The organism is Phenylobacterium sp. (assembly GCF_030693625.1).
GTDB classification, from domain to species: domain Bacteria; phylum Pseudomonadota; class Alphaproteobacteria; order Caulobacterales; family Caulobacteraceae; genus Phenylobacterium; species Phenylobacterium ferrooxidans.
Genome location: NZ_JAUYAF010000017.1, coordinates 1 through 11,812, shown reverse-complemented (window position 1 = coordinate 11,812; position 11,812 = coordinate 1). Strand labels below are relative to the sequence as shown.

10 protein-coding genes are annotated in these 11,812 nt (G+C 68.9%); 4 read left to right on the top strand and 6 right to left on the bottom strand.

The features are described 5' to 3' along the window. Window positions 1-245: 245 nt before the first annotated feature. From msrA to Q8N10_RS02485, 3 genes are all read right to left on the bottom strand, one after another. Window positions 246-821: a peptide-methionine (S)-S-oxide reductase MsrA gene (gene msrA / locus Q8N10_RS02495; RefSeq protein ID WP_304775839.1), complete on the bottom strand. Its 576-nt coding sequence runs from the start codon at window positions 819-821 to the stop codon at window positions 246-248. 61 nt (window positions 822-882) lie between these two features. Continuing rightward, window positions 883-1,527, bottom strand: coding sequence for a 3-oxoacid CoA-transferase subunit B (locus tag Q8N10_RS02490; protein ID WP_304775841.1), 645 nt, complete (start codon window positions 1,525-1,527; stop codon window positions 883-885). After that, entirely contained in the window at window positions 1,527-2,246 is a 720-nt protein-coding gene (locus tag Q8N10_RS02485) for a CoA transferase subunit A (protein ID WP_304775842.1), read from the bottom strand. The genes Q8N10_RS02490 and Q8N10_RS02485 overlap by 1 nt, the downstream gene beginning before the upstream one ends. 120 nt (window positions 2,247-2,366) lie before the next feature. On the opposite strand from Q8N10_RS02485, the gene Q8N10_RS02480 reads away from it, so the two are divergent. The 3 genes from Q8N10_RS02480 (at window position 2,367) to Q8N10_RS02470 (ending at window position 7,842) form a co-directional block, all read left to right on the top strand. Next, window positions 2,367-4,268, top strand: a complete 1,902-nt coding sequence (locus Q8N10_RS02480) for a monovalent cation:proton antiporter-2 (CPA2) family protein (protein ID WP_304775845.1) — start codon at window positions 2,367-2,369, stop codon at window positions 4,266-4,268. 10 nt (window positions 4,269-4,278) lie between these two features. Further along, window positions 4,279-5,214 carry an isopenicillin N synthase family oxygenase gene (locus Q8N10_RS02475; protein WP_304775848.1) on the top strand — a complete coding sequence of 312 codons (936 nt, stop codon included), beginning with the start codon at window positions 4,279-4,281 and terminating at the stop codon, window positions 5,212-5,214. Window positions 5,215-5,361: 147 nt separating this feature from the next. Beyond that, a complete protein-coding gene (locus Q8N10_RS02470) occupies window positions 5,362-7,842 on the top strand; it encodes an ATP-binding protein (RefSeq protein WP_304775851.1) in 2,481 nt (826 codons plus the stop codon). Between the two features lie 220 nt (window positions 7,843-8,062). On the opposite strand, the gene Q8N10_RS02465 is transcribed toward Q8N10_RS02470, so the two are convergent. Then, complete coding sequence (locus tag Q8N10_RS02465; RefSeq protein ID WP_304775853.1) at window positions 8,063-9,667, bottom strand: ATP-binding protein; 1,605 nt, start codon at window positions 9,665-9,667, stop codon at window positions 8,063-8,065. Window positions 9,668-9,921: 254 nt separating this feature from the next. Then, on the bottom strand, window positions 9,922-10,083 hold the full coding sequence (locus Q8N10_RS02460; RefSeq protein WP_304775855.1) for a hypothetical protein: 162 nt from the start codon (window positions 10,081-10,083) through the stop codon (window positions 9,922-9,924). A 352-nt stretch (window positions 10,084-10,435) separates the two neighbouring features. On the opposite strand from Q8N10_RS02460, the gene Q8N10_RS02455 reads away from it, so the two are divergent. Continuing rightward, on the top strand, window positions 10,436-10,711 hold the full coding sequence (locus Q8N10_RS02455; protein WP_304775857.1) for a YjhX family toxin: 276 nt from the start codon (window positions 10,436-10,438) through the stop codon (window positions 10,709-10,711). 9 nt (window positions 10,712-10,720) lie between these two features. Here Q8N10_RS02455 and rsmD read toward each other — a convergent pair whose 3' ends face one another. Continuing rightward, window positions 10,721-11,329, bottom strand: coding sequence for a 16S rRNA (guanine(966)-N(2))-methyltransferase RsmD (gene rsmD / locus Q8N10_RS02450; RefSeq protein ID WP_304775859.1), 609 nt, complete (start codon window positions 11,327-11,329; stop codon window positions 10,721-10,723). Between the last annotated feature and the right edge of the window lie 483 nt (window positions 11,330-11,812).

The window sequence follows — 11,812 nt, the reverse complement described above, 5'->3', positions numbered from 1 at the left end:
TCATCCTCAGCTCAATAGCTCAGGGGTTAGCGGTCCCTCCACCGACAGTCCGCCTGGCGCGCCAACGCCAGGCGGACGTCCCGGAAGACAGCCACAATCTAGCACCACCCCAACAGACAAGGGGTCACGCTCCCCTCTCCGATGATCCTGCAACGCCCTAACCCGAGAAGCCCATTGACCCCTCATCCGACCCTGCTCCGCAGGGCCACCTTCTCCCGCAAGGGGAGAAGGAAAGCGCGATTTCGTCAGCGCTTCCACACCGCCTTGAGCGCGGCGTCGCGGCCGCAGCCGATCTTGTAGGCGTTGTAGGCCGCCGGGTTCTTCCTGGCGTAGTCCTGGTGATAGGCCTCGCCCATGTGGAAGGTGGCGGCGGGCAGGATCTTGGTGGCCACCGGCTTGCCCAGCTCCTTGGCCACCTGGGCCTTCACCGCCTCGGCGGTCGCGCGCTCGGCGGCGTCCTCCACGAAGACGGCGGTGCGGTAGGACGGGCCCTGGTCGCAGATCTGGCCGTTGGGATCGGTGGGGTCGATGTTGTGGAAGAAGGTGGCCACCAGCCGGGAGTAGCTGGTCTGGCTGGGGTCATAGGTGACCTGGATCGCCTCCAGGTGGCCCTGGTGGTTCTGGTAGGTGGGGCGGCTCGAGGCGCCGCCGGAATAGCCGACGACGACGGACTTCACCCCCTTGGCATGCTCCATCGCGTGCTCGGCCGACCAGAAGCAGCCGCCGGCGAAGACCGCGGCGCGCAGCGGGCCGGCGGCGGGGGCGGCGTTGGCCAGCAGCAGGCTGGCGGCGGCGACGGCGGCGAAGAGGGGCTTGTTCATGGGTCTGCCTTGGTTGTCCTGTGAAGACATACGCAAGCCAGGACCCGGAGGTTTCACCCGGTCAGGCGAGCGCCACCTCGAACCTGGCTTCGGTCTTGGCGGTGATCTCCTCCAGCGTGACGCCGTCGGCCAGGGCCGTGAGGGTGAGCGGCGCCTTGCCGCGGGCGATATCGAAGACGCCGAGGTCGGTGATCAGCAGGTCCACCACCCGCGCCCCGGTGAGCGGCAGGGTGCAGGCGGTGAGCAGCTTCGGCGCGCCGGACTTCTCCACGTGGTCCATGACGACGACGACGCGCTTGACGCCGGCCACCAGGTCCATGGCCCCGCCCATGCCCTTCACCACCTTGCCCGGCACCATCCAGTTGGCCAGGTCGCCGGTCTGCGAGACCTGCATGCCGCCGAGGATCGACAGCGCGATGTGGCCGCCGCGGATCATGGCGAAGCTATCGGCGCTGGAGAAATAGGAGCTCTCCGGCAGCTCGGTGATGGTCTGCTTGCCGGCGTTGATCAGGTCGGCGTCCTCCTCACCCTCGTAAGGGAAAGGACCCATGCCCAGCATGCCGTTCTCGCTCTGCAGGGTGACGCTCATGCCGGCCGGGATGTAGTTGGCCACCAGGGTCGGGATGCCGATGCCGAGGTTCACATAGAAGCCGTCGCGCAGCTCCTGGGCGGCGCGGGCCGCCATCTGTTCGCGGGTCCAGGCCATCAGGCGCTCGCCTTTTCTTCGCGGGGCCGCGTGGTGACGCGTTCGATCCGCTTTTCGTATTTCGCGCCGGCGACGATCGAGTCGACGAAGATGCCGGGCGTGTGGATGTTGTCCTTGTCGAGGCTTCCCACCGGCACCAGCTGCTCGACCTCGGCGACGGTGACCTTGCCGGCGGTGGCCATCATCGGATTGAAGTTCCGCGCGGTCTTCCGGTAGATCAGGTTGCCCGCGGCGTCGCCCTTCCAGGCTTTCACGATGGCCAGGTCGGCGGTGAGGCCGCGCTCCATGACATAGAGCTCGCCGTCGAACTCGCGCACCTCCTTGCCCTCCGCCACCAGGGTGCCGACCCCGGTCTTGGTGAAGAAGGCCGGGATGCCGGCGCCGCCGGCGCGGATGCGTTCGGCCAGCGTGCCCTGGGGATTGAACTCCAGCTCCAGGTCGCCCGAGAGATAGAGCTGCTCGAACAGCTTGTTCTCGCCGACATAGGACGAGATCATCTTCCTGATCTGGCCGCTCTCCAGCAGGACGCCGAGGCCAAAGCCGTCGATCCCGCAGTTGTTGGAGATCACGGTGAGGCCCTTGGTCCCGCTCTCGCGGATCGCCGCGATCAGGTTTTCCGGGATGCCGCAGAGGCCGAAACCCCCGGCCATGATGGTCATGCCATCGAACAGGCGCCCCGCCAGGGCGTCGACGGCGGATTTCTGTGTCTTGTCAGCCATGAACGCCCATTACGCCGCACTGCAACATTTGGGAACCGCGCATTCGGTTTTCGGGTGCACAAAACCGGGAACGCCGGTTCATAGTCGCGCCATGTCGCATCATGAACCGAGGGCCGCCCGATGAACGGCCAGGGACTGCTGATCCAGGCGCTGGTCTATCTGACCGCCGGCGTCGTCTCCGTACCGATCGCCAAGCGCATCGGCCTGGGCTCGGTGCTGGGCTATCTGATCGCCGGGGTTATCGTCGGGCCCTTCCTGCTGGACCTGGTGGGGGAGCCCGCCGACGTCATGAAGTTCGCCGAGTTCGGCGTGGTGATCCTGCTGTTCCTGATCGGGCTGGAGGTTCGGCCGGCCCTGCTGTGGCGGATGCGGACGGCGATCTTCGGCCTGGGCGGCGGCCAGATGGCCGGGACCACCCTGGCGATGGCCGCGGCGGGCCTGGCGCTCGGCCTCGACTGGCGCACGGCGCTGGCGGCCGGCGCGGTGCTGGCCCTGTCCTCCACCGCCATCGTGCTGGCCAATCTCGAGGAAAAGGGCCTGCGCCAGGGGACCCTCGGCGAGGCGGTGTTCGGGGTGCTGCTGTTCCAGGACCTGGCGGTGATCCCGCTGTTTGCTCTGCTACCCCTGCTGGCGGTGACGGCGCCGGTTCACGAGGCGGCGGCGGCGGCCGGTCACGGCGCCAGCCTGCTGGACGCCATGGGCCTGCCCGGCTGGGCCAAGGCGCTCGCCATCCTCGGCGCGGTGGCCGCGGTGATCGGGGGCGGTCGCTATCTCGTGCGGCCGGTGTTCCGCTTCATCGCCCAGGCGCGCCTGAGGGAGATCTTCACCGCTACGGCCCTGCTGCTGGTGGTGGCCGTCGCGGCCCTGATGCAGACCGTGGGCCTGTCGCCGGCGCTCGGCGCCTTCCTGGCCGGGGTGGTGCTGGCCGAGAGCGAGTTCCGGCGCGAGCTGGAGACCGACATCGAGCCGTTCCGCGGCCTGCTGCTGGGCCTGTTCTTCATCACCGTGGGGGCCGGTCTCGACTTCTCGGTGATCGCCCGCCAGCCGGCGCTGCTGATCGCCCTCGTGATCGGCATGATGGTGCTGAAGGCGGTCGCCATGTTCGGGGTGGGCGCGCTCTTCCGCATGCCGCGCCGGGAGGCGGGCGCCACGGCGGTGTCCCTGGCCCAGGGCGGCGAGTTCGCCTTCGTCTTGCTGGGCTTCACCGTGGCGGCCGGGGTCATCGATCCCCAGCTCTCCAAGCTGCTCTCGGCGGTGGTGGCGCTCTCCATGGCCTTCACGCCGCTGGCCTTCCTGGCCTACGAGAAGCTGGTGCTGAGCCGCGAGGCGGGGCCGGGCGCGGAGCCGGAGCACATCCCCTATGACGAGGGCGAGCCCGAGGTGATCGTCGCGGGCTTCGGACGGTTCGGTCAGATCGCGGCGCGCCTGCTGATCGCCAACGACTTCAATGTGGTGACCCTGGACTCCAGCATCGAGCAGATCGAACTGCTGCGGGCGTTCGGCCGCAAGGTCCACTATGGCGACGCCAGCCGTATGGACCTGTTGCGCACCGCCGGCGCCGAGAAGGCCCGCCTGCTGATCGTGGCCATCGACGACAAGGACAAGGCCGTGGAGCTGGTGGAGGCCGCCAAGCTGGCCTTCCCGAACCTGACCATCCTCTCGCGGGCCTGGGACCGGCGGCACGCCTATGACCTGCTGGCCCACGGCGCCGACGACGTGGAGCGCGAAAGCTTCGAGGGCAGCCTGGCCATGGGCAAGCGCGCCCTCATGCGCCTGGGCTTCAGCGAGCGCCGCGCGGTCGGCGCGGCCGCCGCCTTCCGCAAGCTGGACCGCAAGCTGTTCGAGACGCTGGCGCCGGCCTATGGCCAGGAGGAGAACTATGTCCTGGCCAGCCGCGACTCCACCGAGACCATGGAGCGGCTGCTGAACGCCGAGATGCGTCGGGTGGGCGCCGAAGAGGAAGTGAACGACGAGCTCCCCTTCCCCGCCAGACGGGTGGAGAAGGATCGCCAGCCGGTGTAAGGGGCGGACCATGACCCAAGCCGCCATCACCCCCGTCTCCTTCAAGGCCTTCGGCGCCGACTTCGAAGCCTTCTCCCAGGCGCTCGGCGACAGCTTCGCCCGCTACGGGTTCGCGGTGATCTCCGACCACGGCCTGCCAGACGCCAGGATCGCCGCGGCGACCGACGCCACCAAGGCCTTCTTCGCCCAGCCCGACGACGTGAAGGCGCGCTACGTGGTGGGGGTCGGCGGTCAGCGCGGCTACACCCCCTTCGGCATCGAGACCGCCAAGGACGCGGCCCATTTCGACCTGAAGGAGTTCTGGCACATGGGGCGCGACCTGCCGCCCGGCCATCCCTATCAGGAGGTGATGCCGCCGAACGTCTGGCCGGTGGAGGTTCCCACCTTCGTCTCCGACGTGGCCTGGCTGTACGACGCCCTGGACGAGCTGGGGATCAAGGTCCTGGAGGCCATCGCCACCTATCTGAAGCTGGACCGCCACTTCTTCGATCCCACGGTGAACGACGGCAATTCGGTGCTGCGCCTGCTGCACTATCCGCCGGTCCCCAAGGACGGCCCCAACATCCGGGCCGGGGCGCACGAGGACATCAATGTCATCACCCTGCTGCTTGGAGCAGAAGAGGCTGGGCTGGAGGTGCTGGACCGCGACGGCCAATGGCTTGCGATCAATCCGCCCGCGGGCTCGGTGGTGGTCAATATCGGCGACATGCTGCAGCGCCTGACCAACCACCGCCTGCCGTCCACGACCCACCGGGTGGTGAACCCGGCGCCGGAGCGTCGCGGCTTCCCGCGCTACTCGACGCCCTTCTTCCTGCACTTCAACCCGGACTACGAGATCGCGACCCTGGCCTCGTGCGTCGATGCTCAGCACCCCGACCGCTATCCCGCGCCGATCACCGCCGACGCGTTCCTGAAAGAGCGCCTGCGCGAGATCAAGCTGCTGTAGCTCTTCCCCTCTCCCGCTTGCGGGAGGCGATGGGCGCTCCAACCCGCCACCACACTCCTGCGTAGAATTCGGGCAGTCGGTTTTTGACGGTCACGGACATTTAACCCTTCGGCCCCATCGTCCCGACCACTGCTCAGGGGAGATGACATGGCCAAAAAGGACGGGGTTTCGCACGGCGAAACCGAACGTCTGGCCGCCGTCGGCGGACTGGACCTCGCGGAATTGAGGCCAACCCTGGCGCGTATCGCGCGCCTGGCGCAGGCCTATGCCAAGTCACCAAATTGCGACGTCGTCCTGCTGGAGGGCGAGCTGACCTGGCACGCCTCGCGGCGGGAAGGCTGGAACAGCCAGGTCCGCAGCCAGGAGTCCTTCGCCGCGGTCGCCCTGCAGTCCGACGACGTGCTGTGGATCGAGGACGCCAGCCAGGACCCCCGGTTCAAGAATCACCAGGGCGTCACCGGCGAGCTCGCCATCCGCTTCTGCGCCGGCGCGCCTATCCGCCTGCCCGACGGCCGTGGCGTGGGGGCGGTCATCGTCACCGACGCCAAGCCGCGGACCTTTGACCGCGATTTCGCCGACTATCTGATCGACCTGGCGGCCCTGGCCGCCGATGAGTGGAAGCGGCACCACGCCCGCGAGGACGTGGCCAAGGCGGCCGGCGAGGTGGCCGCCGCCCGCAGCATGATCTCCGCCTTCGTCCAGGCCGCGCCGGTGGCGCTCTGCATGGTCGACAAGGAGATGCGGGTCATCCAGGCCAGCCCCCGCTGGCGCGCCGAGCGCCAGAGTGAGGATGTGGCCGGCCAGAGCCTTTACGAGGCCTATCCCGACACCCAGCGCTGGGCGCCGGTCTACAACCGTTGCCTCAAGGGTCAGCAGGTGCAGCACGACCGGGTGCCGGTGAACCTGCCCGACGGACGGCACCTCTGGGCGCGGGTGGAGATCAATCCCTGGCGCGAGGCCAACGGCGAGATCGGCGGGCTGCTGATCATGTCCGTCGACGTCACCCGAACCGCCGACGCCCTGGAAGAGGCCAAGCGCAACGAGGAGCGGCTGAAGCTCGCCATGGAGATCGGCGAGCTGCGCATGTGGGAGATGGACTGGAAACGGCGCGAACTGAGCGGCGCCGGCTATCAGTCGCCCCAGGCCGGTGAGGTGGGCGGCTCCACCTACGAGGAGATGAACGCCGACATGTGGCGCAGTATCCACCCCGCCGACCGCGACGAGGCCAGGCGCGCCTGGGACGAATACATCGAAGGCGGCGCCCCGTTCCGGCAGGTCTACCGCATGCCCCAGAAGGAGGGTCCGCACCAGTGGCACTACTCCGCCTGCGAGGCGATCCGCGACCAACGCGGACGCATCGTCCGGGTGCTGGGGGTGCTGCGCAATATCGACAAGGAGAAGCGCGGCGAACTGGAGCTGGTGAAGGCCAAGGAAGAGGCCGAGACGGCCAACAAGGCCAAGAGCGAGTTCCTGGCCAATATGAGCCACGAGATCCGCACCCCCCTGAACGGGGTGATGGGGATCGCCGGCGCCCTGGCCCGCACAGAGCTCACCGCCGGCCAGGCCGAGATGGTCAACCTGATCGAGACCTCGGCCCAAACCCTGGAAGCCCTGCTGACCGACATCCTGGATCTCGCCCGCATCGAGGCCGGCCGCCTGGAGATTCGTCCCGAGCCCTTCGACATGGCCACCTCGGTCAATGCCTGCGCCTCGCTGTTCCATGCGAGCGCGGAGGCCAAGGACCTGAAGCTAACCGTCGAGGTCGATCCCTATGCCCAGGGCTCCTTCAACGGTGACGCGCCGCGGATCCGCCAGATCCTCACCAACCTGCTGGGCAATGCGGTGAAGTTCACCAGCGCCGGCGAGGTGAAGCTGACGGTCAAGGCGCGGCGCGACGAGACCTCCACCCACCTGACCTTCGAGGTCTCCGACACCGGCATCGGCTTTGACGAGGAGACCCGTCAGCGGCTGTTCGGACGTTTCCAGCAGGCGGACGGCTCCATCACCCGCAGGTTTGGCGGAACCGGTCTCGGGCTGGCCATCTCCCGCTCCCTGGCCGAGGCCATGGGTGGGACGCTCTCGGCGACCTCCATCCCCGGCGAGGGTTCGACCTTCGCGCTCGATCTGGAGCTGCAGCGCCGCCACGGCGCCGTCGACCTCTGGGGCGATCATGAGGCAAGCGCCGGCGAGGAGGCCGACCTCGACACCATGCGGGTGCTGCTGGCCGAGGACCACCCCACCAACCGCCGGGTCGTGGAGCTGATCCTGGGCGCGGCCGGCGTCGAGCTGACCTGCGTCGAGAACGGCGCCGAGGCGGTGGACGAGGCCGCCCGATCCAATTTCGACCTGATCCTCATGGACATGCAGATGCCGGTGATGGACGGCCTGACCGCCATCCGCGCCATCCGACGCCGCGAGGGCCGGGAGCACGCCCATCCGACCCCGATCTACACCCTGACCGCCAACGCCATGCCCGAGCACGCCAAGGCCTCGTCCGAGGCCGGCGCCGACGGCCACATCACCAAGCCCATCACCGCCGATGGCCTGCTGCGCGTCGTGGAGCAAGTGTGGACGGACAAGGTGGGCGCCGGCGTGGCCGCGGACGGACCGCAGGCGTTGAGCGCCTGACCTGGACCGCTCCTCCCGGCGAAGGCCGGGGCCCAGATGCATCCGCCGTATTCCGGATTTCCGGCTCAAGTCATGACTTACGATCTGGGTCCCGGCCTTCGCCGGGAGGAGCGGATTTGGGTCAGGTGAGCGTCGACTCCGCGAACGCCCGCATCGCCGTCGGCCGATACTCCGTGAACCCCGCAGCGGCGCGCTCGGCGCCGGGTGTGGTCTTCACAGCCTAGGCCGCAGCGGCGCGACGGTCGGGTTCCAGGGCCTCGTTGATGGCGCTCATCAGGCGTTCGGCCTTGATGGGCTTTTCCACCACCCCGTTCATGCCCTGGGCGATGTAGCCGGCCGCGTCCCAGGGATCGGCGTTGGCGGTCAGGGCCAGGATGGGGACAGCCCCGGCGGGACCGGCCAGGGCGCGGATGCGGCGGGTGGCGCCGACCCCGTCCAGCCTGGGCATGCGGATATCCATCAGGATCAGGTCGAACCGGCCCCCGGCGGCCGCGGTCACCGCCGCAAGCCCGTCCTCCACGCTCTCGGTGGTGGCGCCGAACATGTCGCAGAGGGTTTCAGCCACCAGGCGGTTGGTGGCGTTGTCGTCGACGATCAGGATGTGCAGGCCACCCTCGGCGGTGGCGGCGGCGCCCTGCGCCGGGTCCGCCTCGGAAGGCGCCGGCAGGTCGAAGAGCGGGATGGCGAAGTGGAGGCGCAGGCCGCCCGCCTTGTTGCGCGCCGCCCCGATGGTCCCGCCCATCTGCGCCACCAGCTCACTGCAGATGGAGAGGCCGAGCCCCGCGCCGCCGTGCTTCAGGCCCGACTCGGTCTGGCTGAACGGCTGGAAGATGCTGGCCAGCCGATCCTCCGGGACGCCGACGCCGGTGTCGGACACCTCGCCCTCCACCGCCAGGTGGACGCCCTCGCGACGAACGCGGAGCAGGACCTCGACGCCGCCGCTCTCGGTGAACTTCAGGGCGTTGCCGATCAGGTTGTTGAACACCTGCTTGATGCGGATTTCGTCCCCCAGGGCCCACTGGTCGGCGGGCCCGTCATAGTCGATGGCGAGGGAGAGGCCCTTGAGCTCGGCGCGCGCCCCCCAGAGCGTGGCCAGGTCGCCGGTGAGGCGGGAGAGCGCGAAGCTCTCCTCGTTCAGCTCCAGCCGGCCCGCATCGGCCCGCGACAGGTCCAGCGCGTCGGTGAGCAGCCGCAGCAGGGTCTCGCCGGAATCCTGGATGCCGCGGACATAGGGGATCAGCTCGGGCTGGGCCAACTTGCGCGCCAGGATGTCGGCGATGGCCAGGACGCCGTTCAGGGGGGTGCGGATCTCGTGGCTCATCACCGCCAGGAACTGCGACTTGGCGGTCAGCGCGGCCTGGGCCTCCAGCTTGGCGCGGTGCATGACGCCGGCCAGGGCCATCATCTCATCGGCATGGGCGCGGTTGGCGGCGCTAGTGGCCTGCAGCAGGGACAGGGCGCTGCCGACCCCGGCATAGAGGCCCACCTGCGTGACGATGAAGCCGCGCAGCAGCTCGGAGGGCCGTTCGGCCAGGACCTCGCCGCAGAAGGCGGCCACGTCGACGCAGCCCTCCACCACCAGGGGTTCGGCGTTCATCAGCAGGGAGATCGGTCGTCCGGCATAGAGGGCGCGGCCAAACTGGCCGGCCATGGCCAGGAAGAAGGCGGTGCGCTCCACCAGGCCCACCGGCCGCCGATCAGCGTCCACCACGGCGATGGCCAGGGCGTCGGGCTCGGCCTGGAAGCGCTCGTAAACCTGGGCGCCGGGGGTGTCGGGGGTGATGGGATCTGAAGGCTGGGCAAGGTCGAGAAGAACGCCGGACATGCAAGGCCTCGTACTTGGGGTATGCCAGCCCTAAGGTCGCGCCAACTAACGCGGAGTGAATCACGCGCGGCAAATACTCGAATTTTGCCCTGCAGTTCGTCGTATATTCGTCACATACCTGTCACTATTCGACGATCCTCAGTATAATCAGGCATAGATTCACTTTTCGCTGCGGCTGCGCCGTGAGGTTTCTTGAAGGTCCCGCGCGGGCGCGCCACGCGCCCAAGGCCAAACTACCCTCGCGTGGCGGAGATTCAGCGGCGCGGCGAGCTGTCGATGGGGTAGGCGCAATCAGGCTTGATGTGCTCTTCGCCGATAAGCCGCTCCAGGCGATCACGTTCCGGCAAATCGACCGTCCGATCCAGCACCTTCTGAAGGTGCGCGACGTTCAGTCTCTTGAGTTCAGCGGGCGACACGGGCAACTCCGGCCTCCCCCCCTTTTGACTAGGCGCGCATGGCGCGCAGATAGCCAGTCACCCTTTCCTCCGCCTCCAGACGGGGAGTGACTTGGACGACCTCAATCTGCTGCAAGCCGAGCCGAGCGCCATTTGCGCCACGGCAACCTTGACTGTTGCCGAGCCCGCGCGGTGGCCTAGGATGGCCCGGCCTCAACCCAAGGGGAGATTATGTCAGAGACTGTGTTCGGAACCCGGGCCTAACCGCCGACGACGGTTCCTGCTCTTGATGAGCGCCTGTTCGGCCCATGGCCCTTCGCCGTCCGCGCCAACGCGCGGGCGCGTCCTGTCATGCACAGTTCCGGACATCACCTTGAACATTTCCAAAGCGCAGCAACGCACGCTGCACGCCCTGGCCCAAGGCGGCCAGATCATCCTTGAACGCGACGCTGGCGGCGGCATCGTCGAAGCGACCTGCGTCAGCCGCGACGGCTGGCGCCTGGCCGACTGCGACCTGGCCGTCTTCAAGAGCCTGAAGAAGAAGCGGCTGATCGCCAGCCACAACGGACAGCCCTATCGGGTGACCCGCGACGGCCTGGTGAACCTGCGGGCCCAGCTGGACAACCGGACCTCAGTCCGCGGCTGGTAGCAGGCGTTTCTACTTGGTCGCGCTTCCGGACGGCGAACCGGCTTCCACTTCGCCTGGAAGCGCTCGGAGGAAATGGACGCGCGCGGCGCCGTAGTCGCGCGCGTCCAGCACCTCGAAGCCCTCGACGCTGAAGGCGGGCTCGGCCGAGCCGCGTTCGAAGACGATCAGCGCCTCGGGCGCCAGCCAGCCGCCGTCCCTCAGCTTGGCCAGCGCCACCTCCCCCAGCCCCTTGGCGTAGGGCGGGTCGAGGAAGGCGAGGTCAAAGGCGGGGCCATCGGCGCCCGGACGGGTCCCCAAGTCGACCGCCGAGCGGCGATGGACGCGGGTGCGGCCGAACAGGCCCATGGCATCGACGTTCTCCCGGATCGCGCCGCGGGCCGCCTCATCGGTCTCCACGAACAGGCAGAAGGCCGCGCCGCGCGACAGGGCCTCGAAGCCCAGAGCGCCGGAGCCGGCGAACAGGTCGATGACGCGCAGGTCCCGCAGGCCCTTCGACCAGGCGGCATGCTCCAGGATGTTGAACACCGCCTGGCGGGCGCGGTCGGAGGTGGGCCGGGTGGCGTCGCCGGCCGGGGTGACGATCGCCTTGCCTCGGAAGTCACCGGAAACGATGCGCATGAGGATACCCGTCTCTTGGGTGGAATGGAGTGTTGGCGAAGCGGGGCGGAAGACCGTGGCGCGGTGGCGGCGCCGAGCAGCTTAGCCGCGCCGCTTGGGACCGCCCTTTGGCGCCGGACCCGGCGGACGCGCGGGCGAGCCCTGCGGCCTTGATGACGACCGAGTGGGGCCGCGCGGGCCTGAAGGCCGCCCATCCGCCGGCGGAGATCCGGAACGCTTAGGTTTGAAGTCGCGCGGCGCGTCCTGGGCGGGGGGCTCGGCGTCGTGCGTCTTGCCGCCGTCCGGCCGCGGGCCCTTGAAGCGGTCGGGGCGGCGCGAGTCGGCCTTGGGGCCTTCCTTGCGCTTGGGAACAGCGTCCCGCTTGGCCGCATTGGGGCGCGGGCCCGAACGCGGCGCGTCGGCGCGGGGGCCGCGATCCGGGCGGGGTGTCGTGGGCGACGGGGCGTCGCGTCGCGGAGGACGGGCCTCGGCAGGGGCGGCGCG

Excerpts from the sequence above, each read along its gene's own strand:
- Q8N10_RS02485 (WP_304775842.1), bottom strand. The coding sequence starts at position 2,246 with ATGGCTGACAAGACACAGAAATCCGCCGTCGACGCCCTGGCGGGGCGC.
- rsmD (WP_304775859.1), bottom strand. The coding sequence starts at position 11,329 with ATGCGCATCGTTTCCGGTGACTTCCGAGGCAAGGCGATCGTCACCCCG.
- Q8N10_RS02475 (WP_304775848.1), top strand. The coding sequence starts at position 4,279 with ATGACCCAAGCCGCCATCACCCCCGTCTCCTTCAAGGCCTTCGGCGCC.
- msrA (WP_304775839.1), bottom strand. The coding sequence starts at position 821 with ATGAACAAGCCCCTCTTCGCCGCCGTCGCCGCCGCCAGCCTGCTGCTG.
- Q8N10_RS02490 (WP_304775841.1), bottom strand. The coding sequence starts at position 1,527 with ATGGCCTGGACCCGCGAACAGATGGCGGCCCGCGCCGCCCAGGAGCTG.
- Q8N10_RS02470 (WP_304775851.1), top strand. The coding sequence starts at position 5,362 with ATGGCCAAAAAGGACGGGGTTTCGCACGGCGAAACCGAACGTCTGGCC.
- Q8N10_RS02480 (WP_304775845.1), top strand. The coding sequence starts at position 2,367 with ATGAACGGCCAGGGACTGCTGATCCAGGCGCTGGTCTATCTGACCGCC.
- Q8N10_RS02465 (WP_304775853.1), bottom strand. The coding sequence starts at position 9,667 with ATGTCCGGCGTTCTTCTCGACCTTGCCCAGCCTTCAGATCCCATCACC.